This is a genomic window from Aureimonas sp. SK2 (assembly GCF_029813115.1).
In the GTDB taxonomy this organism is placed as follows: Bacteria; Pseudomonadota; Alphaproteobacteria; order Rhizobiales; family Rhizobiaceae; genus Aureimonas.
In genome coordinates this window covers 162,182-185,749 of sequence record NZ_JAPZDS010000001.1, presented here as the reverse complement: position 1 = coordinate 185,749, position 23,568 = coordinate 162,182, and the positions used below count along the sequence as shown (strand labels likewise).

Sequence of the window (23,568 nt, the reverse complement as noted above, 5' to 3'; positions counted from 1 at the left end):
CTCAGAGCGCCGCGAACACGAGCGCGCCGGCCGATTCCAGCGACACCTCGAACGAGACCTCGCCGTTGTGCTCGCCGCCATATTCCAGCGCCGTCACCTGGAAGGGCCCCGTAACCGTACCGAAGTCCGGGATCACCGCCTGGAAGGCCGCGACCTTTCCCTCGAAGAACAGTCGGCGCAGCGAGGCGTCGGAGGCCGCGTCCTTGAATATCCCTGAGCCCGAGAGCGAAGCCCGCTGCACGCCTGCCCCGCCGAGCAGCTCGCGCCAGCGCCCGGCGCTCTCCGCATCGGTCACGTCCACGGTCTCCGCGTTGAACGAAATCCGCCGCGAGCGCAGGCCCGCCAGCGTCGAAAACGTGCCGTCGCCCTCCGGGTCCGCCTTCAACAGGAGATCCTTGCCCCTTTGCGCGCCCATGATCGTTCCTTTCCTGTCGGCCAAACGAAGAAGGGCGGCCCCTTCGGACCGCCCTTCGCGAAAACTGCAGTGATGTCGGTGATGTCAGGCCAGCGGCTCGGTCACCGCGCGAAAGCGCAGGATGCCGTGATAGGCCGGGCTGTCCGGCTCCTGCCGCGCCTCGGCGAACTGGAGCTGCAGGTTGACCAGCCGGTGGCCGTTGAGCGGCAGCGCCTGGTCGTGCAGCTTGTTCGAGACGAGATCCATGATCTCGTAGGTGTCCTGCTTCGAGCCGCCCTTGGCCCAGACGTGCAGCGTCAGGATGTGCTCGGCGCCGTCCTCGGTACCGGTGGACCAGTCCACCACCGCGGTGCGGCCGAGGGTAAGATAGGGAAACGCCGCCCGTTCGGGCACGCGGTCGAAGACCTTGGGTCCGCCGAGCCGCGCCAGAAGCGCCGGGTCGCCGGTCAGGGTCGAGACGATGGTCGTCTGGAGTTCAGCGCTGGGATGCGCCATGGCATTCAGTCCTCTTCGCTCCTCGGGTCACAGGAATATACAATCTCATACATTGCGTGATAACCCGTCGGGCGGCCGATCGCCCGTTAACTTTTCGTCAGGAACCAGGTCCGGCCGAGCGCCCTCGGTCTCGTCCAGCGCCTCGCCGGCCTTGCGCAGGATCTTGCGCCGAAGCGCGTCGCACATCCGCCCCCGCAACGCCTCGCGCCGCAGCCGCAGGTCTACGTGCGCGATCATGCCTCCGCCTCGCAACGGCACACGAGGTATCGCCCCGTCTCGTCCGGGTCGTGCAGCGTGCGGATCACGAAGCGCCGCCCACGGATACGGAACGCCATGCCCCGGTCGAGACCGGGCCGCGCCCGCAGTGTCACGCGATGAGTGGCAATGCCCACCCGCTGCCCCAGCCGCTCCTCGCTGTCCACGTCCAGCGGCTCCAGCCGCACGGCGGTCTCGCCGATCTCGACCCAGCTATCCCGTCCGCCACCGAAGGCATCGGCCACGATCTCGTTGCGCTCGATCGCCGCGCAGTGGCGCAGCAGCCCCGCGTCCAGAAACAGCGGCACCATCACAAGCCGACCCGCCGATAGGGCGCCAGCAGCCCGCGCACCAATGGCGGCAGCACGGCCGGCTGCATGGCGGCGGGCGCCGCACCGCGCATCTCGTAGGATACGGCGACGAGATGAAGCACTGCCAGCTTCAGCATGTCCGGCACCGTCGGCACGCCCATGTCGAGTTCGATCTCGATGTCACGCCCGTTCCGGCCCGTCAGTGCCGGCGGCAGACGCAGGGCCGATCCGCCCGCGGCGATCCGTATGGTCGCCGCGTCCACATCCTCCGGCACGCCGTCTTCGCCGAAGATGCGCGCGGCGACCACCACGCGCGTCGGCCGGCGTGTCAGCGCTAGGTCCGCCATGCCGGGGCTTTCCAGGCACAGCCGGAACCGTCGCTTCGCCAACACCAGTCCCGTGCGGGCCTCGATCGTCTCGCGCGCGGCGCGGACGAAACCCGCGATGCCCGCATCCTCGTCCGCGCGATCCACGCGGATATGCGCCTTGGCCTCGGCCAGCGTCACGGGCTCGGCGCCAGCCGCCCCCTCGTCGATCCAGATCATCTCGTGTCCCATCCTGGGTTCGCATGGAGAAGGAGCCGGGCGGCCGCCCGCCCGCCCGGCCCCGCCCGTCGTCAGGCCGCGAAGTTCAGGAGCTTGGCGGCGTCGAAGTCCTGGATGCCGCCGCCCACGCGCTTGGTCGTGTAGAACAGGACATAGGGCTTGGCGCTGTAGGGGTCGCGCAGCACACGCACGCCCTGCCGGTCCACCACGAGATAGAACCGCCCGAAGTCGCCGAAGGCGATGGCCTTGGCTCCCGTCTCGATGTCGGGCATCGCCTCGGCCTCTACGACAGGGAACCCCATCAGCGTCGCCCGCGCGCCCACGGCCGAGGGCGGCGCCCATAGGTAGTTTCCGTCCCCGTCCTTCAGCTTGCGCACCGCGCTCTGCGTACGGCGATTCATCACGAAGCTGGCGTTCTGCCGGTAGCCGGCCTTCAGCGCATAGATCAGGTCGATCAGCGCATCGCCCGCCGCGCCCGCCAGGAAGCCGCCGTTCGCGCCGGTCGAGACCGTGCCGACGCTGCCCCAGGCGAAGGCTGTCTCCTCCACAGTCGGATAGGTCATGAAGCCCTTCGGCTTCGAAACGCCGTCGCCCGTCACGAAGGCCGCGCCTTCCTGCGCCGCGAAGGCCTGCTCCACTTCCTCGCCGATCCAGGCGTCGATGTTGACCGCCGCGTCGTCGAGCAGCGCGTTGGTTGCGGCCGGCATGGCGTAGAGTTCCATCGTCGGGAAGCTCAGCTCGGCCAGCTCCGGCGCGCTGGTCTGCGGCCGGGCGTCGGTCTGGCCGACCCAGCCCGTCTGCGCCCCGTTCACCGCGAAGGGCTTGCGCAGCACGGCCGAGGAGACCGTGCGAACGCTGGCGATCCCGCGGATGGGCGAGACGGCCGCTAGCCGTCGGCCGATCTCGGTCTCGGTCTCGGCCGGCACCAGGAAGCCGCCGTCGGCACCCACCAGGCCCGACATCGCCTTCTCCTCCAGCCGGCGCAGCCGCGTCTCGTCGCCGCCGCGCACATAGGCCTCGAAGGCCGAACGGTGCTCGCTCGGCTCGCCGCTCGCGGTCTCCCCGCCGCCGGCCGGCGGGCGCATGCCCTTGAGCACCAGGCGCTCCAGGCGCCGCTCGTGCTCGTCCATCGCCTTGGAAATGCGGTCGGCCTTCTCGCCGATCAGCACGTCGGCGCTCATGCGCTTCTCGAGCTTGGCGACGCGCTCCTCGTTGGCCTCGCGGAAGGCCTCGAAGGCCCCCATGAGATCGTTCAGCGCCTCGGCGCCCTCGCGACCGCCCTCGGCCTTGGTCTCGGGAGCACCCTGGATATTGGTCTGCATGTCGTCTCCTCAGGCTGGAAAAAGCGAACCCCGCGCCGGGGGCCGGCCGCGGGGTTCAAGGAAAAGTCGAAAGGGGAAACCCCTCAGGTCCCGGCCGCGAACCCGCGCGGCGCGATCCGCCGCGCCGCCTCGCGCAGGGCTTTGGCCCAGTCGAGCGCCAGCCCGCGCACCTCGCGAACCCGCGCGGCCTCCTGCATGGGAAAGGTCACGAGCGAGATTTCCCAAAGGTCGATGTCGGTCAGGAGCCGACGCGCCGCGTCGCGCAGCGGCTGGGCGCGCCGCGTGCGGAAGCCGATCGACAAGCCGTCGATCGCCCCGCCGCGCATAAGCGCCAGCGCCTCGCGCCCGCGCTGGCTGCCGAGCTCGATCCGCCCTTCGGCATAGAGCCCCCTCGCGTCCTCGCGCAGGGTCGTCCAGCGCCCGATCGGCTCGCCCGGATCGTGCTGCCAGAGCATGCGCACGCCCGCCGCCGTGCGCTCCTCCAGCGAGCGGGCGAAGGCACCCCGCTGGATGCGGTCGCCCGCCCGGTCGGTTCGATCGAAAAGGCTCGCATAACCCCGGATCACCCCCGGCTCGTCGTCGGCGGCGGTCGGCAGCGGCATCGTCCGCTTGATCGAAGGCACCCGCGTCATCGCTCCGCCCTCCGCGCCGGGCGCACCCAGAGCCCTTCGGCAAAGCGCTGCAGCGCGCCCAGCGCCCACCAGGCCGAGAGGCTCGCCCCCGCCGACCCGATCAGGAGCAGCTCGGCCGCGCCGATCCGCCCGGTGAGGCCGAGGTGATCGCCGAGCGCGATCCCCGCCGGCCCGCCGAACACGACGCCCGTCACCGCCCCGGTCAAGAACCGCGCCAGCGCCTCGCTCCGTCCCTTCGGAAGAAGGTAGGCGATCGAGATCACCGAGCCTCCCACCGCGCCCGCCAGCTTGGCGCCGAACAGCGCCAGCGGGGACGCCACGTCCCCCGTCATCGCATCCATGATCCCGTCACCCCCGTGTTCGCGAAGCACGCGGGCCGTAGCCTACGGCCTCGCGCTTCTCGTCGTCGTCGAGGAAACCTGCCGCCCCGAGCCGCGCCCAGAGCGCTTCGCGCTCGACCGACAGGCCTTCGATCCGGTCCGCGTCGAAGCCGAGCCGCAGCCCCGCCTCGCCGTCGAAGAACCCGCCCAGCCAGTTGCCGAGCGCCGCCGACAGCCGCGCCACCAGCGGCAGCACTGTCAGCCGGATCAGTGCGCGGTTGGCCTCGGCGTAATTGGCATAGGTGTTGTCGCCCGGGATGCCGAGCAGCATGGGTGGCACGCCGAAGGCGATCGCGACGTCCCGCGCCGCCCCGTTGCGCGCTTCCATGAAATCCATGTCGCGCGGGGAGAGCGCCATCGCCTTCCAGTCGAGACCGCCTTCGAGCAGCATCGGCCGCCCGGCGCGCGCCGCGCCCGCATAGCCGCTTTCCAGCTCCGTCTTCAGCCGCTCGAACTGGTCGCCCGACAGGTTGCCGCCGTCACCGGGCTGATAGACCAGCGCGCCGGACGGCCGGGCGGAATTGTCGAGCAGCGCCTTGTTCCAGCGCGTCGCCGCGTTGTGCAGGTCGAGCGCCGTCTGCGCCGCACCGACGGGCGCGAACCCGTCGGCTTCGCTCAAGGGGTGGAACAGGCGGATCGCCAGCACCCGCGCCGGCCGCCCACCGTCCCCGTCCAGCGGAATGCGCCGCACCCGCCCGCCGACCCGATGCTCCAACGCCTCCGGCCAGCCGTCGGCCGAAGAAACCGTGCGGACCTGGTCCGGCCGCAGCGCATGGATCTGGCGCGGCACGCCGTCGAGCACGCTCGCCTCGACATGCGCCGCGCCCGAAAGGAGCAAGTGTCCGACCAGTGTCTCCACCAGTCCCGCCCCGTCCTGCAAACCGTTCGGCTGGCGCAGGAGATCGAGGATCGCGTGCGCCTCCACCTCGCGCCGCCCCTCATAGAGCACGAAGGGCACCGCTGCCGTCGTCTCAGCGATCAGCCGGACGCAGCGATAGACCAGCGGGTTGCGCATGAAGCCCGCCCGCGCCAGCGACCCGTAGGATCGCTCCGTCCAGTCAGCCTCGTCGCTCGCCCCGGCAAACACCAGCGCCCCGCCGGCCGACCCGGATCGCACTTCCGGCGCGCCCGGCGGCGCAGGCGCCAGCCCCGCCAGGGCTCTCAGCCTCGTCGTCAAACCCATCTCAAGTCTCCGTTGAACGGAAGAATGTAAAGCTCTGGAACTACAGACGCCGGATGCGCGGCTCGGCTTGCGGCCGGCTCAGCGCCGTCACCGCCCAGACCATGGCGTCGAGCCGGTCCGGCGAGCGGCCGTTGGACAGGCCGTCCGGCCCGAAGTCGCACAGCTCGTCCTCGAGGTCGGCGAAGCTGCCGGCGTGCCGCACGCGCCCCTGTTCGTAGAGCGCGGCCACGGGCTCCGCCCGCACCCACTTGCCTCGGCTGGCCCGCACGGCAGAGACGGGCACGTCCGGCGCCACCGCCCGCAGGACTGCCTCCACCATCTCGCCGCACTGGTTCACCTCGGCGACGATCCGGTCGGCTTCGAGTTCGCGATAGAGCGAAACGGCCGCCTGCGCCCATTCCGGCGGCTTCAGCCCGCGCCGGCTCCGATCGGCGATCACGTAGATCGTGCCGTCCCCCGCCAGCCCCGCCGCCACGATCCCGCAGGCGTCGGACGCCCGGCCGGACGAGGCCGGCGGATCCACCGCGACGACGATGCGCCGGAGTTCGGGCGCGACCCGCACCCGCAGCCGATCGATCGCCGCCCGGTCGAACAGCGCGTCCTCGCGTGCCTCGATCATCTCGCCGTCGAGTTCCTGACGCGCCAGCCGCGAGCCGCCGTAGCGCGCCTCCATGGCCGCCACGAAGCCGGCCGCGAGGTTGCCGGCGTTCTCGACTGTCCGCATCCGCGTCACGGCCGTCCCCTCTTCCGCCAGGAGCCGCTTCAGGATCGGCACCGCGCGCGGCGTCGTGGTCAGCACCATGCGCGGCTGTTCCCCCAGCCGCAGCGCCAGCTGCAGGTTGTCGAAGCAGCCGTCGGCATGGGTCCACTTGCCGAGCTCGTCGCCCCAGGCCGCGTCGAACTGATAGCCGCGCAGAGCGTCGGGGTCCTCCGACGAGAACACCTGCGCCACCGCGCCGTTGGCGAAGACCAGCCGCCGCCGCGACGCCTCGAAAACCGGCCGCGTCGCGTAGTCGAGCGACCGCAGCCCGCTTTCGCCCTCCACCATCACCTCGCGCGCGTCGCCCAGAGTCTCGGCCACCAGCGCGATGCGCCCGTGGACGCATCGTGCCAGCGGCCCCTCGCCCAACGCCATGGCCCGCACCCATTCCGCGCCTGCCCGCGTCTTGCCCGAGCCGCGCCCGCCGATCAGCAGCCATTGCCGCCAGTCGCCCGGCGGCGGAAGCTGTGCGGCCCGCGCGAAGGCTGTCCAGGGCGGCAGCGCGCGCCGCAGCACATGCGCCGGCCGCTCCTCCAGCTCCCGCTCGATCTCCGTCCAGAAGTCGCCGTCCATCAGCCGAGTGCCCCGGCGCCCGACGCGACCGCCTCGACCAGTCCGGCCTCCCCGTCCCGCCGCGCGTCGATCGCCCTGAGGCGCTTCATCATCTCGGCTCGCAAGTGCTCGGCCTCCGCCTCGTCCTCGCGGCGCCCGGTCTCGCGCGACAGCGCCTCCAGCTGGCGCAGTTCCAGAAGCTTCTCCAGCGTGCGGGTGAGCTGCGAGATCGCCTCGACCCGCGCCTTGGCTTCCGCCGCGCGCTCCGCCGCCGTCTTCTTCGGCACCGGCTCGCCCGGCGTCTCCGACACGCGCCGCGGCCGCTTCTCCAGCGCCCCGACCTCTGCCGTCAGCGCCGCGAACAGGCGCTCCGACAGCAGCGTCTCGTCCGGCTTCCCCATGCGACCATCCCCCGAAACGCGAAGGGCGGCCGTTCCCGTTCGGGAAGCGACCGCCCTTGAAGCGCACCAATTCGACTGTGCCTTAAACCTATCGCGGCACCGTCACGCTGTCAATGACTATTTTCCTAATTCAGACGATTTTCCTATCCGCCCCCATCTCGCCCTCTTCGGGGTCCTCGCCCGGCCATGCCGCCAGGTGGTCCTCGTAGTCCTCCGGCTGCATGCCCTCCTCACTTACCGTGCGCCCGCGCACCGAAATGCCGGCCGCATGCACCGTGTCCGGATCGCCCGACACGAGGTGGTGCCACCAGTAGAGCGGCCGCCCTTCCGCCACGAGGCGGTAGCCGCAGGTCGGCGGCAGCCAGGCGATGGACCGCACGAGTTCGGGGTTGAGGGTGACGCAGTCCGGCACGGTCGCGTGCCGGTTCTCGTAGTCGGCGCAGCGGCAGCTCTGGCCGTCCAGCATGTGGCAGGCGACATTGGTCCAGACGATCTCGCCCGTATCCCAGTCCTCGAGCTTGTTCAGGCAGCAGCGGCCGCAGCCGTCGCACAGCCGCTCCCACTCCTCCGCCGTCATCTCCTCCAGCGTTTTCCGCGTCCAGAAGGGTGTTTCGTTCATCTTGCTCTGCGATCCATGGACCCCGTCGACCGCGCCTCGGATCCGCCCATTTAATGTTGGAATGGGCAGTCTTTCGGGACCGGCGGCGCCGGTGGCTGATTGTCTCGCCGACAGGTTCTTGTAAGATGGCCCGACGCGTCGCGGCGGCGCGCCGGGGGATAGGCTGACCGTGCCGAAACTGTTCTCGTCCAAGCCGAAGGGCCGGCGCGCCCCGTCTCGACTGATGGAAGTCGATGCTTGGCTCGATACCACGCTCTGGCGGATTTTTCATGGCCTTTCCGGCACATGGGAAAGCGTCACGATCGCTTCGCGCCGCCTGCGCGTGCGCGGCTTCAACCGCGTGGTGGTCGAGCTCTGCTGCGAGACGCTGACCATCGGCCTCGCGGGTTTCGTCGTTCTCCTCGTCCTCGCCCAGCCCGCCATGAAGAAGACGGTCGCCGGCCTGCCGCAGCAGGCGGACTACTCCGTCCTGTTCCTCGACCGGCACGGCAACGAGATCGGCCGCCGCGGCATCCTGAAGGCGGACGCCGTGCCCATCGACGAGCTGCCCGACCATTTCGTCAAGGCGGTGCTGGCCACCGAGGACCGCCGCTTCTTCGAGCATTGGGGCATCGACTTCATCGGCCTCGGTCGCGCGCTCGGCCAGAACGCGCGGGCCGGCGGCGTCGTGCAGGGCGGCTCCACCCTCACCCAGCAGCTCGCCAAGAACGTCTTCCTGTCCAACGAGCGCTCGCTCGAGCGCAAGATCAACGAGGCCTTCCTATCGCTCTGGCTCGAGGCCAATCTCACCAAGCGCCAGATCCTCGGCATGTATCTCGACCGCGCCTACATGGGCGGCGGCGCCAACGGCGCGGCGGCGGCGGCCGAGTTCTATTTCGGCAAGAACATCCGCGACGTGAACCTCGCCGAGGCCGCCATGCTCGCCGGCCTCTTCAAGGCGCCGACGCAGTACGCCCCGCACAACAACCTGCCGGCCGCCCGCGCCCGTGCCAACGTGGTTCTCAGCGCCATGGTGGATTCCGGCTTCATGACCGAGGGTCAGGTCGTCGCCGCCCGTCGCCATCCGGCGACGGCGGTGGATCGCTCCGTCATCAAGTCGCCGGACTACTTCCTCGACTTCGCCTTCGAGGAGATCCAGCGCATCGCGGCCGACCTGCCCCAGCGCACCTTCGTCGCGCGCACCACGATCGACATGGGCCTCCAGCAGCTCGCCGACGAATCGGTCGATTTCCACCTGCGCCAGTTCGGCAAGACCTTTGGCGTGGACGAAGGCGCCATGGCCGTGATCGCCGACGACGGCGGCGTTGTCGCCATGGTCGGCGGCCGCGACTACGGCCTCTCCCAGTTCAACCGCGCCACCCGCGCGCTTCGCCAGCCGGGCTCGTCCTTCAAGGCCTATGTCTATGCGCTGGCCATGGAGAACGGCCACAAGCCGACCGACATGATCGTCGACGGGCCGGTCAGCGTCGGCAACTGGTCGCCGCAGAACTACGGCCTGAAATATGCCGGCCGCCTGCAGATCCAAGATGCGATGGCCCGCTCGCTGAATACCGTCGCCGTCAAGCTCAGCCAGGAGTCCGGGCCGGGCAAGGTCGCCGAGCTCGCCCGCAACATGGGCGTCGAGACCCCACTGCGCGGCGACAAGACCATCGCGCTCGGCACCAACGAGGTGACCATCCTCGATCAGGCGACCGGCTACTCGGTCTTCCCCGCCGGCGGCCTCACCTCCAACCGCCATGCGATCCAGCAGATCAGCGACGCCGAGGGCCATGTGCTCTGGGACGCCGAGCGCGACATGCCGCCACGCCGCCGCGTCCTGTCCGAACAGGCCGTGAAGAGCATGAACGAGATGTTCGTGCGCATTCCAGAGGTCGGCACCGCCCGCCGCGCCCGCCTGTCGATGACCCGCGCCGGCGGCAAGACCGGCACCACCCAGAGCTATCGCGACGCCTGGTTCGTCGGCTTCACCGGCAACTTCACCGCCGCCGTCTGGTACGGCAACGACAGTTTCCGGCCGACCAACAAGCTCACCGGCGGCGGCCTGCCCGCCATGACCTGGCAGCGCTTCATGGAAGCCGCCCATCAGGGCATCGACCTCAGACCCATCCCGTTCATCGACGATCCGATCCCGGCTCCCGGCTCGATCGACGTGCCGAAGCCCGAGGGCGAGGCGGCGCCGCAGATCGCCCGGCCGAGCCTCATCAACAACAACACTCGGCGCGTCCTGTCCGACCTCGAAAAGCTCCTGATCACGCTGGAGCCGGCCGGTCTGGAAAAGTTCGCAGCCTCCCGTCCCGAAACTTCGGTTCCCAGCGTCAGCCGCTGAGGCGCCAAGTCGGCAGGGGAGTGGCGGCACCGAACCGTCGCTCCCTCTGGTGCCCTTGTCGGATCGGGGTCATACACCGTCCATGCGTTTCATCCTCCTCACCCTTCTGGCGATCGGCGTGGCCCTCGGTCTCGGCACCTGGTCGGCCGCCCGCATGCTGGAAAGCTTCGAGGGCGCCGACATTCAGGTCGTCGGCCCCTGGCACGCCAACCGCACGGCGGGCTCGCCGGCCGCCGACCCCTATTCGAAGGCTCGTCTAGCCCGCACGGGCGACCTGACGCTCGGCCTCGGCGAAGGCGTCGCCTTCCAGGCCAGGGTGGATACGCAGGGGCGCGAGCTTCGCCGCGAATGCGACTACCGGCTGGAGGGCGCCTACCCGCCCGCCCGTATCGCCACCCTGTCCGCCTTCGACTTCGACGGCCGCCCGATCCCCGTCGCGGAGGGGCGCCCGTCCCGGCTGGTGTCGTTGAACTGGATGCGCTCGGACGACAACCGCACCGTGATCTCGGTCGGCCCGCGCGCGCAGCCCGGCAACTGGCTCGCGGTGGAAGGCACCGGCGGCTTCGTTCTCGCCCTCACCTTCTACGACACCCCGATCAGCACGGATATCGGAGCCGCTCCCATCGCCATGCCCTTTATCGTGCGCACGGGGTGCCTGGCGGATGGGTAAGCTCCTTCTTGCGCTGCTCGTCGGCTTGGTCGGCGCGGCGATCGTCCATATCGCGATCATCTTCTCGATCCCCATGCAGGCCGAAAACGACGCCTGGGGCCGCCTGTCGCGGCTCGGAGACCTGTTTGCCGTGGTCCGCATCGAGGACAGGCCCGGCCAGCCCGACGGCGCGGCCCAGGCGGCCGGCTTCACCTTCGTGGATCCCGCCTTCATCGACGCCGCCTGCCGCTTCTCGCTGCAAGGGGGCCCGGCGCGCATCATGGCCGACGAGCGCACCGGCTTCTGGACCGCATCGGTCTATGCCCGCAACGGCGACAACCTCTACAGCATCAGCGAGCGCGTCGCGCTGGAAGGCGCGCTCGACCTCCTCGTCGGCACGCGCGAACAGCTCGATCTCGCTCGCGTGGAAGGGTCGGAACTTCCCGATCAGACCATTTCGGTCGAACTGCCGACGCAGGAAGGATACGTCATGGTCCGCTCGCTGGTGGGCAGCGAAAGCGAGCGCCCCTTCGTGGACCGCTTCGTGCGCTCCATCACCTGCCGCCCCGCGACGGACGAGGAAGCGGGCCGCCCCGCGGGCTGAGGCTTGGTGGGGTCAGGCCGTGAGGTCCTGGAGCCGGCCTTCGTGGCCGACGGCGCCGGTCGACGCGCGCCAGGTCGAGGGCGTCTCGATCCGCTCGTATCGCACGCAGGGCAGGATCAGCACCTCGCCCATCCGCTGGGTGAGCGGAGTCGATGTCCGGCGGGTCTCGTCCCGCTTTGGGACGACGAGCCGATGCACGTTGTTCATTCCCTCGCCCCCTTCCCGAAGCCCATTCCGATATGACCGGGAGGCGCCGACGTTCCATTTCCGGTTCCGCCGGGCGATCCGCAAGACTCGCATCGCCTCCCGCCGCCACCTTGTCGCAGTCGCCTTGTCCGGCGCTGACCGCGCAACGTGTGGATGAAACGTCGTCGAACAGAGACCGGTTTCGCGGCGTTCCAGGGGCTGCGCAAGCCGGGGGCAGGCTTCGCAGGGTTAACAGGTTGCTAAGAGATTCCGTCTAACTCTACCGGACGCCGGTTCTCACCCGCACATACGCCTGGAGCCCCATGAAGGACGCCGCCCCGCGGATCTTCCGATCCCTCGAACGTCAGTCGGTCCAGCAGTTCGACACGGTGGTGACGGCCGCCATCACGGCCTACGGCGCCCTGCGCCACCCAAGCCAGCGGCAGGCCGACGAGATGGCCCGGCTGGTGGTTCCCCTCTGGACACGGATCGACACGGACACGCGCCGCAACGTGGCGGCCGCGCTGTCGCATTCCATGCGCGTGCCGCGCGCGCTGGTGGATCTCCTCCTCGGCGAATCCATCGAGGTCTCCGCCCCCTTCCTGATCTCGAGCCCGGCTTTGGACGACGCCGACATCACCCGGCTGCGCCGCTCGGGCGACGAGCGTGTCCTGCGTCTTCTGGACAACCGCGTCCGCCGCGCCGAGGGCCCCGAACAGCGCGTCGCCCCCGCCCCGGCCGAGCCGGCCGCGGCCGAGGCGGATACCGCCGGCGAGCGCCCCGCCGCCGCTCCGGCGTCCTCTGCCAGCCCCTCTCTTTCGCCCGAGTTTCTGGCCGAGACGCCGCTCCTCGAGCCCGCGCCGCCCAAGCGCCGCCCCGGCCCCTCGGTCGATGGCGTCCGCGAGGCCCTTCGTCGTCTCGCGCTGACGGGCCGCACGCCGCCCCCGACCCAGCCGCTCGACCTGGAAGCCCTGATGCTTCTCGCGATGGAGCGGCAGGAAGCCGCCTTCTACGACATGCTGGCACAGGCCCTGCCGATCGACGCGCGCACGGTGCTCGAAATCGCGGCCGATGCCACCGGCGAACGGCTGGCGGTCGCTCTCAAGGCGCTGAAGGTGACGTCCGCCGACGCCATGAGCATCCTGATGATGCTCAAGCCCTTCATCGGCCTCGACGTGTCGGCCTTCGACAAGCTGGCGCTCTTCTACCGGACCCTGAAGAGCGAGGACTGCCGCTCCATGGTCAACGCCGCGCGGCTTCAGCCGGCGCCGCGCCTCGGCGCCGCCGAGGGAATCCGCTCCTTCGAGCCCGTCCGCCGCGAGTTCGGCCGCCGCACCGAGCAGCCGGCGGCCCGCAAGACGGGCAACTGACGCGAGACCGTCAGTCGGCCTCGACGATCGTGAGATAGCGCTCGGGCCGGTCGGTCTCGAGTTCCACAACCCAGAAGTCGGGGTCGAAGCGCGCCTCCCGCGTTAAGCGGGCGTCGAGCGCCGTCTCGTCGGCGATGTCCTCGACCACGAAGCGCCGGTCGCCCTTCTCGTCGGCCATGGATTGGGGCGCCGGGCCGAGAAGGCGGATGCCTCCCGTCCGGTCGCGCAGCACCAGGAACACCGCGCCGGCCGCGTCCGCCCCTTTGCGGACCACGGCCGCGAAGCCTCCATCCGAAAACACGCGGCGCACCAGATAGGCCGCGAACATCTCGCTCGTCAGGCGCATCCCGTCGGTCAGCGCGCCGCGATGGCGCGCAGACGGTCGAGCACCTCCTGAGAGGGTTCGCCGGTCACGTCGAGGCTTTCCAATGCCTGGAAGGTGCGGATCGCGGCCCTGGTACGCTCGCCGAGAATGCCGTCCGCCCGAAGGTCGGCGACCTTGGCGTCCGACAGCCCCGCCTGGATCTGCCGCACGAGTTCGCTGCCGCCGCCGCCCGACGCGTCGGACGCGACGTCCGGGCTCTCCAGGCTCGCCACCTGCGTCGGATCGATTTCCTCGACCTGACCCGCCGCGCGGATCTGCGTCAGGAGAAGCGGGGTCGCCATGCCGTCGACGCGCAGGCCCCGATCCTTCTGGAAGGCGCGGATCGCGAGGTCCGTGGCCTGGCCCGCACGCCCATCCACCTCGGCCGAGTAATAACCCTGTTCGGCGAGGAGCGACTGCACCTCGCGCACGAGGGGAAAAGCGAGGATGCGGGGGTCGTTGCCGATCGGCGCGGGCTTGGCCGCCGCCTCGCGAACGGGGCGGACGGCCGGCGCCTGCGGCTCGAAGCCGCGCGTCACCAGCATGGGATGCCGGTGCGGGCCGGCCTGCCGGTTCAGCGCGTTGTCGGCGACGAGACCCGCCGAAATGGAGAACACCGCGATGCCGCCGAACAACGCCGGGCGCGCGGCGACGATCCGCGCGCCGGCGGCCAGTCCGGCCAGCGACGCGCGGGCGGCCAGCAGCGCCACCTGCCCGGCGAGACCGCCGGCAGGGTCACGCCGTGCGGAGGGCTTGCGCATCTTGGCGGAGGAGGCTGGTTTTCTTGCGGGCATCGGTCAACGCTACGATATTGTCGGAATGGGTTCGGGCGGCCTGGATCCGTTCGGCGCAGTCGGTCGGAATACGGACGGTGACGGTGGTGCCGCGCTCCGGCTGGCTACGGATGTGGAGGCTGCCGTGGTGGAGTTCGGCAAGCCCCTTCACGAGCGACAGGCCGAGCCCGGTTCCCTCGTAGCGCCGCGAGGCGCCCTGGGAAAGCTGGACGAAGGGCTGCGCGAGGCGCGCGATGTCCTCCTGCGCGATGCCGATGCCCGTGTCGCTGACCGTGAAGGTCAGGAAGTCGGGGTCTTGGACCACGGTCAGGCAGACCGTTCCGCGATCCGTGAACTTCACCGCGTTGCAAAGCAGGTTGACGAGGATCTGCCGGCAGGCGTGACGATCCGCTATGAGCGTTCCGGCCGTGTCGGGCGCGTGGACCGTGAGCCGGAGCCCTTTCCGCTCGGCCAGGCCCTGCACCATCTCGGCCGACGCCGCGACGATCTCGGCCGGCGAGAATGCCTCGAGCTGCAGCTCGTAGCGTCCGGCCTCGATCTTGGACATGTCGAGAAGCCCATTGACCACGCCGAGCAGGTGCTCGCTCGACCGGCGGATCAGCCCGACATACTCCTTCTGGCGGGGGTCCGTCAGGCGGCCGCACAGTTCCTGGTCCAGCATGTCGGCAAAGCCGACGATCGCGTTGAGGGGCGTGCGCAGCTCGTGCGAGACGGTCGCGATGAAGGCGGCCTGACGGCCTGCGTCCGTCTGCCCTTCGCCGGACGGAGCGCCGGAACTCTGGGTTTCGCGCACCAGGATCGCCTCCAGAGCGCCCGTCTTGCCACGAACCGGCTCGATCAGCAGGTCCGCCGCGCGGAAGGTCTCGCCGTCCACCCGCAGCCGAAGCGACAGCGATCGGGTCGGCGCGCCGGCGCGCAGGTCGTCGAGGGCGCGCAGGAACGCCACGCGGTCGAGAAGGTGGAGCCGGTGCACGAAGGCCTGGGACGCGGCACCGCCGTGCGGCACGGTCATCCCGTCCACGTCGAGCGTCGCCAGGATTTCGCCGTCGGCCGCCCCTTCGGCCCGCGCGCCGAAGACGGCGCGGCAGGCGACGAAGGTGGCATAGGCCGCGCAGAGCGGCAGGGCGAGCGTGTATCCGGCCAGCCCCTGCCCCGCCGGCCCCATGCCGTGGAGAGACAGGAACCCCGTCAGGCCGATCGCGGCAAGAACCGCGGGTGCCATCAGCCGCGCACGCACGCCGGCGCCGGCGCTCCAGGCCTCGATCGGGCCGACGGCCACCAGGACCAGCGGCCACAGGCTGTCCAGCGCGATCGCCACGAGACCGAGCACCACGGAGGCGACGAGGTGGAGGCCGACCAGCACGAGGTCGAGTTCCGCGCCGGCGGCCAGCGCGCTCGCGAGCGCGAGCAACGCCACGGCCGTGCCGAGCAGAACCGGCAGGGCGGCGGCGCCGCCCGGCACGACCAGCGCGAGGGGCGACAGGACGGCGGCCAGAAGACTCGCGCCGATCAGGCCGGCGGCCAGCCGGCCGTTGCGGCGCATGCCCGGCGTCCCGACCGAAGCGCCGACCGTTTCCGACACGCGGTCGAGCCCTTGGCCGACACCGCTCCAGAAGCCGGTCGATGGTCCGGTTTCCCGGCTGTTTCGCGTATGCGCCATCGTCAATCCACATGCGGCGGTTCGATCAACGGACCCCTCATGGGTCCTCCGAACCGTCAATCACCATGGATGGGAGATTGGGCTTAACCTTTTAAGGAAGCCATAAGCCGGGCAGGCAAACGCCCGCCCTCGCCCGCCGTCGCGATGCCCGATGCGTCGATTGGGATCGTGGTTAACGATCCGATCCGACCGAAAATCCCTTGTTCACAAGGGTTTGGAGGCTGTGCCGGAGGCCACGGCACGGGCCGGGCGGGCGACCGTTCGAAACGGATCGATCGAATTTGAGTTAAGTCCTGAAGCAGCCGCCAAGGAGCGCGGCCCCATTGTGCCGATACGACGCCCATGCGTTCGGAACGTGGGGCGACGGGACAATGCGGAGACATCGGGTTTGAAATGCGCCTCCTCCTGAAGCTCGCCTTCCTGATCGGCCTCGCGCTCTTCTTCCTCGCCCCCCGACCGGGCGACGAAGCGGGCGTGCCGGCAGGCCTTTCGGCCGGCGCCCTCGCCTTCGCCGCGCAACAGGCGGCCGCCGACATCGGCGGCTTCTGCGATCGCGCGCCGATGGCCTGCGAAAGCGGGCGCGACGCGATCCGGTTCGCCGGCGCGCGCATCGTGGACGGGATGACCTTCGTCTACGGGCTCGCGGCCGGCAGCGTCGCCGCCCCAGCGACGGAGCCGGGTCCCGTGCTGCCGGCCGCGACCGCGGAAGTCGCACAGCCGGCGTCCGGCGGGGTGCCGCACGAGCGCCCGCATCCGGCGCACGGGTTCGCCGTGCCGCCGCCGCGCCCCTATGTCGCCCCCGCCGGCTGAGTCCCGCCTGACAAGCGCTGTCCGCCGGCCTATATGAGGCCCGGGCAAAGAGGACATCATGCGCGACATCGACGAGATCGTCTCCGACTTCGAGCTTCTCGACGATTGGGAAGACCGCTACCGCTACCTGATCGAACTCGGACGCGAACTTCCGGACATGCCGGAGGCGGATCGCAACGAGCAGACCAAGGTGCCCGGCTGCGTCAGCCAGGTCTGGCTTACCAGCCGGACCGACGACGCCTCGCCTCCGCACGTCACCTTTGCCGGCCAGTCCGACGCGCATATCGTGAAGGGCCTCGTCGCCGTCGCGCTCTCGCTCTACTCCGGGCGCACGGCGCCGGAGATTCTGACGCTCGACGCCGAAGCCCTCTTCGGGCGCATCGGCCTCCAGGATCACCTGACCCCGCAGCGCTCCAACGGCCTTCGCTCCATGGTCCGGCGCATCCAGGCCGACGCCCGTGCCGCGATGGAAGCCGCCTGACCAGTCAGCCCTTCCAGGCGCGGATCGCTCCGCGCCCCGCCTCCGCTTCGTGCACCAGCCCGTAGTGCCGGGCGAGGGCCGAAAGGCCGGCCTTCAGCATCAGCTTGGCCGACCGCGCCGGCCACTGCCGTTCGGCCTCGACCCGCTCGGTCCCCTTCAGGAAGCAGCAGACGTCGAGCAGAACGCCTGACAGTTCCGGGCCGACCGCCTTCAGCGCCAGTTCCACCCGACGCCGGCAATCCAGAACCGCGTCCGACAGGTCGGTCGGCCCTGCCCGCCCGCCTGTGCGCGGCGCGTCGTCCCAGCGCTGGGTGACGCTGGGGCTGAGGCCCCCGCGGGTGAAGTCGATCCGCAGACGCTCGCCTGCCGCCACTTCGGGTGCGGAAAGGTACGGCTTTCCGTCGGTGCCCTTGCGGGATGCAAGCCGGGTGAGCGGTGATTCGTCGCTCGCCGCCATCGGTCAGAAGTCCTCGTCGGCGGCGCCGGGGATCATCAGGCGGCGGCAGGACAGGGCAAGCGCCTCCATCCGGCCGAGCATGGCGTCGAAGGCGCGGTCGTCGCGCCCGTCTTCGACCCGCGCGACCCCGTAGGACACGCTGCTGCGATCGCGCCCGAAGCCGTTCGCCACCGCGTTCAGCGAAAGCTGGAAGCTGACATGGGCAAGATACATCGCGACATGCCGTGCACGGGCGATGGGTGCCTGCGCGCGCCGCTCGGACAGGATGTCGGCGGCCGGCACGCCCAGGAACGCCGAAACGATATCGATCGCGACACGGCACTGGAGCCGCCCCTGTCCGCCCAAGTTGCCGCGGCCGGCGGGCGGAGGGAGATGGGCGACAGTGGCTCGGTCGAAACGGGGGGACATGACGGGACTCCGTGGCTTGCGATGAGCGAACGCTAACAAGGCCGGAACGGGTGTAGGAATATTTTCTTTAACGCCACCGTTCGCAAAGCCCGAGACGGCTGACCTCGCACGTCAGATATCCCCGGAATCCACAGCCGGCTCTAGGAATTCAGTCCACGCGGCAGCGGCGGCGTCGAAGCTGCGGCTTCAACGTGGATTTTCAACATGCATCCGAGCGACGAAGCGATCCTGCGATTCGAGAAACGCCTCCGACAGGAGGTGCGTCGCTTCGGCGAAGGGCTGCGGCGGCATCTGACACCCGACACCGCGGCCGCCGGCGCGAACCCCTATTCCATTGAGGCATGGAAGGCGTTGGCGGCGGAGGATGCCCGCCTTCGGCGCAGGGCGCGGAGCGGCGACCCCGGCTACGACCTCAATCGCCACATCGCGGTCCGCCGCCTGATGGCCCTTCGAGCCGTGCCAGCCATGCCGTTCTAGATCAGGCGCTCTTGGCCAGCCGCACCGTTCGCAGGCCGTCGAACAGGCCGCTCAGGGCTAGTTCGGCGGCCGCGACGAGGTCGAAGCTCTCGTTCTGTCGGAGCCACTCGGTCAGAAGGCCGGTCATCGCGCCCATGCACACGTTGGTCACGAGCGCCGGCGAGAGGCCCGCCCGCAGTTCTCCCCGGTCGCGCGCCTTTTCGAAGGCCGCGACGATCACCGCCATCATGTGGTCTTCGCCCTCGCGATGGGCGCACATGACGTTTTCCATCTCTCCCACATACTCGCAGCGCAGAACCAAAATCGAATAGACCCGCTTGGCCCGCTCGTCGGCGACGAACCGGCGCATGCTCTCCAGCATCGTGCGCTCCAGCGCCGCCAGCGGGCGCTCGTCGGAGAGGAGGTTCTGGCTGTCGAGAAAGACGCGCTGCGGCAGGTAGGCGCGCTCGTGCATGGCCAGGAACAGGTCGCTCTTGCCCGAGAAGTGCCAGTAGATCGCGCCCCTCGTCAGTCCGGCCCGCGACGCTATGTGGGTGAGGCTTGTCTGACTTACCCCCCGCTCGAAGAACTCCTGCTCGGCGGCATCCAGAATCACGCTTCGCGTCTCGAGAGCTTCTGCCTTGGTTCGCCGCACCATCGCCTCCTTGAATACATCCATATATGAATGTATGTAGCCGCATCTTCAAGCTGGATTGCGCGGTCCGGCCTCCCGGAGTTCCCGATGCCTCGTTCTTCCCTTCTCCTGTCGACGGCAGTGTTTCTGGCATTCGTCGCCCCCGCGCTGGCGCTGGCGCAGGCGCCCGGCGGCGGTGCCGCTCCCCCTCCCCCCGCCGTGACGGTGGCGACCGTGAAGGCGGAGAACGTGCCGGTCACTTTCGAGTATCCCGCGCGCGTCGCCTCGTCGCGTGAGGTCGAAGTCCGCGCCCAGGTCGGCGGCATCCTGCTTCGGCGCGCCTTCAACGAGGGCTCGCGCGTCAACGAGGGCGACCTCCTGTTCGAGATCGACCGTCGCCCGTTCGAGGCGCAGGTGGCCCTGGCGGAGGCGCAACTGCAGCAGGCGCAGGCAACGCAGGCCAACGCCGTCCGCACGCAGGAGCGGACCCAGGCCCTCGTGCGCTCGGGCGCGACCTCCACGGCGACGCTCGACGACGCGACCTCGCAGCGCCTCCTGGCCGACGCGCAGGTCGCCGCCGCCGAGGCGCAGCTCCAGACCGCAACGCTCTCGCTCGACTACGCCTCCGTCGAAGCGCCGGCCAGCGGCATCACCAGCCTCGAACAGGTGCCGGAGGGCTCGCTCCTCAACACCGGCGATCTCCTGACGCGGATCACCCAGCTCGACCCGGCCTATGTCAATTTCTCGGCCGCCGATTCGGAGGCCTTCTCCATCCGCAACATGATCGAGTCCGGGCAGGCCGAAGGTTCGCTCGATCAGTTGCGCGTCACCGTTCGCTTCGGCAACGGCACCAACTACGATCAGACCGGCACGATCGATTTCACCTCCTCCAACATCGACCAGTCGACGGGTACGATCCTGTCGCGCGCCGTTCTGCCCAATCCGGACAGTCAGCTCCTGCCCGGCCAGTTCGTGCGCGTGGAGATCGAGGGCATCGTCGTCCCCAACGCCGTGACCATCCCGACCGAGGCGCTGATGCAGGGTCCGCAGGGCACCTTCGTCTACACGCTGGACGACAAGAACGTCGCGGCGGTGCGCCCGGTCACCGTGGGGCGCGAGCTTGAGGGCCGACTGCTGATTTCCGACGGCCTGAAGGACGGCGACCGCATCGTCACCATCGGCGTCATCAAGGTTCGCCCTGGCTCGCCGGTGACCCCGACCGAGGGCCAGGCGCCCCAGCAAGGCCAGCCGCAGGCGGGCGCCGAGGGCGCCGCGCCCCAGCAGGCGGCCGCCGACGCCGCGCCCCAGGCCGGAGCCGCTCAGTGAACCGCTTCTTCGTCGACCGGCCGGTCTTTGCGGCCGTCATCTCGATCATCATCCTTCTGGCCGGCCTTGCGGGCATGCGCTCGCTGCCGATCGAGCAGTATCCCGAGCTCGTGCCGCCGCAGGTGCAGATCGCCGCGACCTATCCCGGCGCCTCCGCCGAAACCGTGGCGCAGACCGTCGCGGCCCCGATCGAGCAGGTCGTCAACGGCGTCGAGGACATGATCTACATGAACTCGTCGAACTCCTCGGCGGGCACCTCGACCATCAACGTCACGTTCCAATCGGGTACCGATCCCGACCAGGCGACCATCAACGTCAACAACCGCGTGCAGCAGGCGATCTCGTCCCTTCCCGCCGAGGTGCAGCGCCTCGGCGTGACCGTGACGAAGCAGTCCTCGTCGATCCTCGCGGTCGCGACCATGTCCTCGTCCGACCCGCGCTACGACGCGACCTATGTCTCGAACTACGCACTCCTCTACGTGCTGGACGAGCTGAAGCGCGTGCCCGGCGTCGGCAACGCGCAGCTCTTCGGGCAGCGCAACTACTCCATGCGCATCTGGCTGCGCCCCGACCAGCTCGCCCAGTACCAGCTCACGCCCGGCGACGTCGCCAACGCGATCCGCGAGCAGAACGCCCAGTTCGCCGCCGGCCAGTTCGGCGCCCAGCCATCCAACACGCCGCTGGCCTTCACCTATTCGGTGACGACCGCCGGCCGCCTGCCGGACGCGCAGGCCTTCGAGAACATCATCATCCGCTCCGACGCCAACGGCGCCTCGCTGCTTCTCAAGGACATCGCGCGCGTCGAGCTGGGGGCGCAGGACTACGCCTTCAACGCCACCTACAACGGCAACGAGACGATCCCGATCGGCCTCTATCTCCAGCCGGGCGCCAACGCGTTGAACGTGCTGGAGGCCGTCAATACGCGCATGTCGGAGCTGTCGCAGTCGTTCCCGGACGGCATCACCTACGCGATCCCCTACGACACGACGAAGTTCATCAACGCCTCCATCGAATCGGTGATCCACACGTTCATCGAGGCGATGGTGCTCGTCCTGGTCGTGGTCTACCTCTTCCTCCAGAGCTTCCGCGCGACGCTGATCCCGATGATCGCGGTGCCCGTTTCGATCATCGGCACCTTCGGCGTCCTGCTGGCTCTCGGCTTCTCGATCAACCTCCTCACGCTGTTCGGGCTCGTTCTCGCCATCGGCATCGTCGTGGACGACGCGATCGTCGTGCTCGAGAACGTCGAGCGCATCATGCGCGACGAGGGACTGAACCCGAAGGACGCGACAGCCAAGGCGATGAGCGAGGTCACCTCGCCCGTCATCGCCATCGTTCTGGTGCTCTGCGCCGTCTTCATCCCCGTCGCCTTCCTGGGTGGCCTGACGGGCACGATGTATCGGCAGTTCGCCGTGACCATCGCGACCTCGGTCACGATCTCCGGCATCGTGGCTCTCACGCTGACGCCCGCGCTCTGCGGCCTGATCCTGCGCAAGGAGCACAAGGAGCCGCTGGCGCCGTTCCGCTGGTTCAACCGGATGTTCGACAAGCTGACGAACGCCTACGGCCACGGCGTCGCCTTCTTCATGCGCCGGGCGTTCCTGTCGCTCGTCCTGTTCTTCGCGCTGATCGGCGGCACGGTCTATCTCTTCCAGACCATTCCGTCCTCGCTCGTGCCGGACGAGGACCAGGGAACGAACCTCGCGGTCGCCATGCTGCCGCCGGCCGCCTCGCTGTCGCGGACAACCGACGTGATGAACCAGGTGTCGGCCAACATTCGCCAGCACCCGGCGGTCGAGGATGTCGTCGCCTTTGCCGGCTTCGACCTCCTGTCCGGTTCGCAGAAGTCCAGCGCGGGCGCGGCTTTCGTGACGCTCAAGGACTGGTCCGAGCGCACCGATCCGTCGATGGACGCGCGGAACCTGCCAGGCGCCTTCATCGGCATGAACGCAGGCATCCAGGACGGCATGGTGCTCGCCTTCTCGCCGCCGCCGATCCAGGGCCTCTCGACCACGGGCGGCTTCGACCTCTTCGTCCAGGACCGGACCGGCCAGGGCAGCCAAGGGCTCATCGAGGCGACGCAGTCCCTCGTCGCGGCGGCCGCCAAACGGCCGGAGCTTTCGGGCGTGCGTACCACGTTCGAGGCCAACGTGCCGCAGTACCAGATCGACGTCGATCGCGAGAAGGCGAAGGCGCTCGGCGTTCCCATCGCCTCCATCTTCGAGACCATGCAGTCGACCTTCGGCTCGCTCTACGTCAACGACTTCACCCTGCTCGGCCGCAACTACCGCGTTTCGCTTCAGTCGGAGTCCGATTTCCGCGAGAAGCCCGAGGACCTGCGCTTCGTCTATGTCCAGGCCTCCAACGGCTCCATGGTGCCGCTGGATTCACTCCTGATCACCAAGCGCATCGTCGGCCCGGATCTGATCGAGCGCTTCAACGCCTTCAACGCAGCCAAGGTCTCGGGCGGCCCGGCTCCCGGATACTCGTCCGGGCAGTCGCTCCAGGCGATGCAGGAAGCGGCGGCCGAGGCCCTTCCCGAGGGCTACGAGATCGCCTGGACCGGCTCCGCCTACCAGGAGATCCAGGCCGGCGGTACGGGTGCCATCGCCATCGGTTTCGGCATGGTCATGGTGTTCCTGATCCTGGCGGCGCAGTACGAACGCTGGTCGCTGCCGATCGCGGTGATCCTCGCCGTGCCCTTCGCCATGTTCGGTGCGCTGCTCGCCATCTGGCTGCGCGGGCTCGAGATCGACACCTACTTCCAGATCGGTCTGGTGACGCTGGTGGGCCTTGCGGCCAAGAATGCGATCCTGATCGTGGAATTCGCGCAGTTGAAGCGCGAGGAAGGTCTATCGGCCTTCGACGCCGCACTCGAAGGGGCCAAGCTGCGCTTCCGCCCGATCGTCATGACGTCGATGGCCTTCATCCTCGGCGTCGTGCCGCTCGCCATCGCCACCGGCGCCAGCTCGGCCAGCCGGCATTCGATCGGCACGGGCGTGATTGGCGGCATGCTGATGGCGACCTTCGTCGCGATCTTCTTCGTGCCGCTGTTCTACAAGCTGCTCGCGCGCGACAAGAAGCCGAAGACGAAGGACGCGGGCTCCACGCCGCCGGAGGCGAAGCCCGCCCACTGAGGATGTGCAGCAAAAGGGCGCCGCGAGGCGCCCTTT

Annotated in this window: 28 protein-coding genes; 9 read left to right on the top strand and 19 right to left on the bottom strand. The window is 69.5% G+C overall.

The window, feature by feature from the left end:
- Position 1: 1 nt before the first annotated feature.
- The 12 genes from O5O54_RS00935 to O5O54_RS00880 form a co-directional block, all read right to left on the bottom strand.
- Entirely contained in the window at positions 2 to 415 is a 414-nt protein-coding gene (locus tag O5O54_RS00935) for a phage major tail protein, TP901-1 family (protein WP_279477825.1), read from the bottom strand.
- 84 nt (positions 416 to 499) lie between these two features.
- On the bottom strand, positions 500 to 910 hold the full coding sequence (locus O5O54_RS00930) for a DUF3168 domain-containing protein (RefSeq protein WP_279477823.1): 411 nt from the start codon (positions 908 to 910) through the stop codon (positions 500 to 502).
- Positions 911 to 955: 45 nt separating this feature from the next.
- Complete coding sequence (locus O5O54_RS00925) at positions 956 to 1,147, bottom strand: hypothetical protein (RefSeq protein ID WP_279477821.1); 192 nt, start codon at positions 1,145 to 1,147, stop codon at positions 956 to 958.
- The gene (locus O5O54_RS00920) at positions 1,144 to 1,476 is read right to left on the bottom strand and encodes a phage head closure protein (protein WP_279477820.1); all 333 of its coding nucleotides are present in this window, start codon (positions 1,474 to 1,476) and stop codon (positions 1,144 to 1,146) included. The genes O5O54_RS00925 and O5O54_RS00920 overlap by 4 nt, the downstream gene beginning before the upstream one ends.
- On the bottom strand, positions 1,476 to 2,021 hold the full coding sequence (locus tag O5O54_RS00915) for a phage head-tail connector protein (RefSeq protein ID WP_279477818.1): 546 nt from the start codon (positions 2,019 to 2,021) through the stop codon (positions 1,476 to 1,478). Before O5O54_RS00915 ends, O5O54_RS00920 begins: the two co-directional genes overlap by 1 nt.
- Before the next feature lie 71 nt (positions 2,022 to 2,092).
- Positions 2,093 to 3,343: a phage major capsid protein gene (locus O5O54_RS00910; protein ID WP_279477816.1), complete on the bottom strand. Its 1,251-nt coding sequence runs from the start codon at positions 3,341 to 3,343 to the stop codon at positions 2,093 to 2,095.
- Positions 3,344 to 3,426: 83 nt separating this feature from the next.
- Positions 3,427 to 3,975, bottom strand: coding sequence for an HK97 family phage prohead protease (locus O5O54_RS00905; protein ID WP_279477814.1), 549 nt, complete (start codon positions 3,973 to 3,975; stop codon positions 3,427 to 3,429).
- Positions 3,972 to 4,307 carry a DUF6107 family protein gene (locus O5O54_RS00900; RefSeq protein WP_279477813.1) on the bottom strand — a complete coding sequence of 112 codons (336 nt, stop codon included), beginning with the start codon at positions 4,305 to 4,307 and terminating at the stop codon, positions 3,972 to 3,974. Before O5O54_RS00900 ends, O5O54_RS00905 begins: the two co-directional genes overlap by 4 nt.
- Before the next feature lie 16 nt (positions 4,308 to 4,323).
- On the bottom strand, positions 4,324 to 5,538 hold the full coding sequence (locus O5O54_RS00895; protein WP_407061634.1) for a phage portal protein: 1,215 nt from the start codon (positions 5,536 to 5,538) through the stop codon (positions 4,324 to 4,326).
- Positions 5,539 to 5,578: 40 nt separating this feature from the next.
- The gene (locus tag O5O54_RS00890) at positions 5,579 to 6,871 is read right to left on the bottom strand and encodes a DNA-packaging protein (protein WP_279477811.1); all 1,293 of its coding nucleotides are present in this window, start codon (positions 6,869 to 6,871) and stop codon (positions 5,579 to 5,581) included.
- Positions 6,871 to 7,251 carry a hypothetical protein gene (locus O5O54_RS00885; RefSeq protein WP_279477809.1) on the bottom strand — a complete coding sequence of 127 codons (381 nt, stop codon included), beginning with the start codon at positions 7,249 to 7,251 and terminating at the stop codon, positions 6,871 to 6,873. The genes O5O54_RS00890 and O5O54_RS00885 overlap by 1 nt, the downstream gene beginning before the upstream one ends.
- A 130-nt stretch (positions 7,252 to 7,381) precedes the next feature.
- The gene (locus O5O54_RS00880) at positions 7,382 to 7,870 is read right to left on the bottom strand and encodes a YcgN family cysteine cluster protein (protein ID WP_279477807.1); all 489 of its coding nucleotides are present in this window, start codon (positions 7,868 to 7,870) and stop codon (positions 7,382 to 7,384) included.
- A 223-nt stretch (positions 7,871 to 8,093) separates the two neighbouring features.
- On the opposite strand from O5O54_RS00880, the gene O5O54_RS00875 reads away from it, so the two are divergent.
- The 3 genes from O5O54_RS00875 (at position 8,094) to O5O54_RS00865 (ending at position 11,449) form a co-directional block, all read left to right on the top strand.
- A complete protein-coding gene (locus tag O5O54_RS00875; protein ID WP_279478684.1) occupies positions 8,094 to 10,196 on the top strand; it encodes a PBP1A family penicillin-binding protein in 2,103 nt (700 codons plus the stop codon).
- A gap of 82 nt (positions 10,197 to 10,278) precedes the next feature.
- The gene (locus tag O5O54_RS00870) at positions 10,279 to 10,866 is read left to right on the top strand and encodes a DUF1214 domain-containing protein (RefSeq protein ID WP_279477805.1); all 588 of its coding nucleotides are present in this window, start codon (positions 10,279 to 10,281) and stop codon (positions 10,864 to 10,866) included.
- Entirely contained in the window at positions 10,859 to 11,449 is a 591-nt protein-coding gene (locus O5O54_RS00865; protein WP_279477804.1) for a DUF1254 domain-containing protein, read from the top strand. Before O5O54_RS00870 ends, O5O54_RS00865 begins: the two co-directional genes overlap by 8 nt.
- Before the next feature lie 12 nt (positions 11,450 to 11,461).
- On the opposite strand, the gene O5O54_RS00860 is transcribed toward O5O54_RS00865, so the two are convergent.
- Complete coding sequence (locus O5O54_RS00860; RefSeq protein WP_279477802.1) at positions 11,462 to 11,656, bottom strand: hypothetical protein; 195 nt, start codon at positions 11,654 to 11,656, stop codon at positions 11,462 to 11,464.
- Positions 11,657 to 11,958: 302 nt separating this feature from the next.
- Between O5O54_RS00860 and O5O54_RS00855 the strand changes: the two genes are divergently transcribed.
- The gene (locus O5O54_RS00855) at positions 11,959 to 13,005 is read left to right on the top strand and encodes a hypothetical protein (protein ID WP_279477801.1); all 1,047 of its coding nucleotides are present in this window, start codon (positions 11,959 to 11,961) and stop codon (positions 13,003 to 13,005) included.
- A gap of 10 nt (positions 13,006 to 13,015) precedes the next feature.
- On the opposite strand, the gene O5O54_RS00850 is transcribed toward O5O54_RS00855, so the two are convergent.
- From O5O54_RS00850 to O5O54_RS00840, 3 genes are read right to left on the bottom strand one after another with little or no spacing between them, the layout of a single operon-like run.
- Positions 13,016 to 13,351 carry a DUF1491 family protein gene (locus O5O54_RS00850; RefSeq protein WP_279477799.1) on the bottom strand — a complete coding sequence of 112 codons (336 nt, stop codon included), beginning with the start codon at positions 13,349 to 13,351 and terminating at the stop codon, positions 13,016 to 13,018.
- Positions 13,352 to 13,359: 8 nt separating this feature from the next.
- Entirely contained in the window at positions 13,360 to 14,130 is a 771-nt protein-coding gene (locus O5O54_RS00845; protein ID WP_279477798.1) for a peptidoglycan-binding protein, read from the bottom strand.
- The gene (locus tag O5O54_RS00840; protein WP_279477796.1) at positions 14,105 to 15,823 is read right to left on the bottom strand and encodes a HAMP domain-containing sensor histidine kinase; all 1,719 of its coding nucleotides are present in this window, start codon (positions 15,821 to 15,823) and stop codon (positions 14,105 to 14,107) included. Before O5O54_RS00840 ends, O5O54_RS00845 begins: the two co-directional genes overlap by 26 nt.
- Positions 15,824 to 16,216: 393 nt before the next feature.
- Here O5O54_RS00840 and O5O54_RS00835 point away from each other — a divergent pair, with 393 nt between their 5' ends.
- Both O5O54_RS00835 and O5O54_RS00830 read left to right on the top strand, forming a co-directional pair.
- On the top strand, positions 16,217 to 16,633 hold the full coding sequence (locus O5O54_RS00835; protein ID WP_279477795.1) for a DUF5330 domain-containing protein: 417 nt from the start codon (positions 16,217 to 16,219) through the stop codon (positions 16,631 to 16,633).
- A gap of 58 nt (positions 16,634 to 16,691) precedes the next feature.
- A complete protein-coding gene (locus O5O54_RS00830; protein WP_279477793.1) occupies positions 16,692 to 17,114 on the top strand; it encodes a SufE family protein in 423 nt (140 codons plus the stop codon).
- 4 nt (positions 17,115 to 17,118) lie between these two features.
- Here the strand turns inward: O5O54_RS00830 and O5O54_RS00825 are convergent, their stop codons facing one another.
- The gene (locus O5O54_RS00825; protein ID WP_407061633.1) at positions 17,119 to 17,571 is read right to left on the bottom strand and encodes a DUF6456 domain-containing protein; all 453 of its coding nucleotides are present in this window, start codon (positions 17,569 to 17,571) and stop codon (positions 17,119 to 17,121) included.
- Between the two features lie 3 nt (positions 17,572 to 17,574).
- Positions 17,575 to 17,979, bottom strand: a complete 405-nt coding sequence (locus O5O54_RS00820) for a helix-turn-helix domain-containing protein (RefSeq protein WP_279477792.1) — start codon at positions 17,977 to 17,979, stop codon at positions 17,575 to 17,577.
- 204 nt (positions 17,980 to 18,183) lie between these two features.
- On the opposite strand from O5O54_RS00820, the gene O5O54_RS00815 reads away from it, so the two are divergent.
- A complete protein-coding gene (locus tag O5O54_RS00815; protein ID WP_279477790.1) occupies positions 18,184 to 18,456 on the top strand; it encodes a hypothetical protein in 273 nt (90 codons plus the stop codon).
- A gap of 1 nt (position 18,457) precedes the next feature.
- On the opposite strand, the gene O5O54_RS00810 is transcribed toward O5O54_RS00815, so the two are convergent.
- Positions 18,458 to 19,093 carry a TetR family transcriptional regulator gene (locus O5O54_RS00810; RefSeq protein WP_279477788.1) on the bottom strand — a complete coding sequence of 212 codons (636 nt, stop codon included), beginning with the start codon at positions 19,091 to 19,093 and terminating at the stop codon, positions 18,458 to 18,460.
- A gap of 84 nt (positions 19,094 to 19,177) precedes the next feature.
- Here O5O54_RS00810 and O5O54_RS00805 point away from each other — a divergent pair, with 84 nt between their 5' ends.
- Entirely contained in the window at positions 19,178 to 20,395 is a 1,218-nt protein-coding gene (locus O5O54_RS00805; RefSeq protein ID WP_279477785.1) for an efflux RND transporter periplasmic adaptor subunit, read from the top strand.
- On the top strand, positions 20,392 to 23,532 hold the full coding sequence (locus O5O54_RS00800) for an efflux RND transporter permease subunit (protein WP_279477783.1): 3,141 nt from the start codon (positions 20,392 to 20,394) through the stop codon (positions 23,530 to 23,532). Before O5O54_RS00805 ends, O5O54_RS00800 begins: the two co-directional genes overlap by 4 nt.
- Positions 23,533 to 23,568: the final 36 nt, after the last annotated feature.

Coding starts and splice junctions, on each gene's coding strand:
- O5O54_RS00935 (WP_279477825.1), bottom strand. CDS start 415: ATGGGCGCGCAAAGGGGCAAGGATCTCCTGTTGAAGGCGGACCCGGAG.
- O5O54_RS00930 (WP_279477823.1), bottom strand. CDS start 910: ATGGCGCATCCCAGCGCTGAACTCCAGACGACCATCGTCTCGACCCTG.
- O5O54_RS00925 (WP_279477821.1), bottom strand. CDS start 1,147: ATGATCGCGCACGTAGACCTGCGGCTGCGGCGCGAGGCGTTGCGGGGG.
- O5O54_RS00920 (WP_279477820.1), bottom strand. CDS start 1,476: ATGGTGCCGCTGTTTCTGGACGCGGGGCTGCTGCGCCACTGCGCGGCG.
- O5O54_RS00915 (WP_279477818.1), bottom strand. CDS start 2,021: ATGATCTGGATCGACGAGGGGGCGGCTGGCGCCGAGCCCGTGACGCTG.
- O5O54_RS00910 (WP_279477816.1), bottom strand. CDS start 3,343: ATGCAGACCAATATCCAGGGTGCTCCCGAGACCAAGGCCGAGGGCGGT.
- O5O54_RS00905 (WP_279477814.1), bottom strand. CDS start 3,975: ATGACGCGGGTGCCTTCGATCAAGCGGACGATGCCGCTGCCGACCGCC.
- O5O54_RS00900 (WP_279477813.1), bottom strand. CDS start 4,307: ATGACGGGGGACGTGGCGTCCCCGCTGGCGCTGTTCGGCGCCAAGCTG.
- O5O54_RS00895 (WP_407061634.1), bottom strand. CDS start 5,538: ATGGGTTTGACGACGAGGCTGAGAGCCCTGGCGGGGCTGGCGCCTGCG.
- O5O54_RS00890 (WP_279477811.1), bottom strand. CDS start 6,871: ATGGACGGCGACTTCTGGACGGAGATCGAGCGGGAGCTGGAGGAGCGG.
- O5O54_RS00885 (WP_279477809.1), bottom strand. CDS start 7,251: ATGGGGAAGCCGGACGAGACGCTGCTGTCGGAGCGCCTGTTCGCGGCG.
- O5O54_RS00880 (WP_279477807.1), bottom strand. CDS start 7,870: ATGAACGAAACACCCTTCTGGACGCGGAAAACGCTGGAGGAGATGACG.
- O5O54_RS00875 (WP_279478684.1), top strand. CDS start 8,094: ATGGAAGTCGATGCTTGGCTCGATACCACGCTCTGGCGGATTTTTCAT.
- O5O54_RS00870 (WP_279477805.1), top strand. CDS start 10,279: ATGCGTTTCATCCTCCTCACCCTTCTGGCGATCGGCGTGGCCCTCGGT.
- O5O54_RS00865 (WP_279477804.1), top strand. CDS start 10,859: ATGGGTAAGCTCCTTCTTGCGCTGCTCGTCGGCTTGGTCGGCGCGGCG.
- O5O54_RS00860 (WP_279477802.1), bottom strand. CDS start 11,656: ATGAACAACGTGCATCGGCTCGTCGTCCCAAAGCGGGACGAGACCCGC.
- O5O54_RS00855 (WP_279477801.1), top strand. CDS start 11,959: ATGAAGGACGCCGCCCCGCGGATCTTCCGATCCCTCGAACGTCAGTCG.
- O5O54_RS00850 (WP_279477799.1), bottom strand. CDS start 13,351: ATGCGCCTGACGAGCGAGATGTTCGCGGCCTATCTGGTGCGCCGCGTG.
- O5O54_RS00845 (WP_279477798.1), bottom strand. CDS start 14,130: ATGCGCAAGCCCTCCGCACGGCGTGACCCTGCCGGCGGTCTCGCCGGG.
- O5O54_RS00840 (WP_279477796.1), bottom strand. CDS start 15,823: ATGGCGCATACGCGAAACAGCCGGGAAACCGGACCATCGACCGGCTTC.
- O5O54_RS00835 (WP_279477795.1), top strand. CDS start 16,217: ATGCGCCTCCTCCTGAAGCTCGCCTTCCTGATCGGCCTCGCGCTCTTC.
- O5O54_RS00830 (WP_279477793.1), top strand. CDS start 16,692: ATGCGCGACATCGACGAGATCGTCTCCGACTTCGAGCTTCTCGACGAT.
- O5O54_RS00825 (WP_407061633.1), bottom strand. CDS start 17,571: ATGGCGGCGAGCGACGAATCACCGCTCACCCGGCTTGCATCCCGCAAG.
- O5O54_RS00820 (WP_279477792.1), bottom strand. CDS start 17,979: ATGTCCCCCCGTTTCGACCGAGCCACTGTCGCCCATCTCCCTCCGCCC.
- O5O54_RS00815 (WP_279477790.1), top strand. CDS start 18,184: ATGCATCCGAGCGACGAAGCGATCCTGCGATTCGAGAAACGCCTCCGA.
- O5O54_RS00810 (WP_279477788.1), bottom strand. CDS start 19,093: ATGGTGCGGCGAACCAAGGCAGAAGCTCTCGAGACGCGAAGCGTGATT.
- O5O54_RS00805 (WP_279477785.1), top strand. CDS start 19,178: ATGCCTCGTTCTTCCCTTCTCCTGTCGACGGCAGTGTTTCTGGCATTC.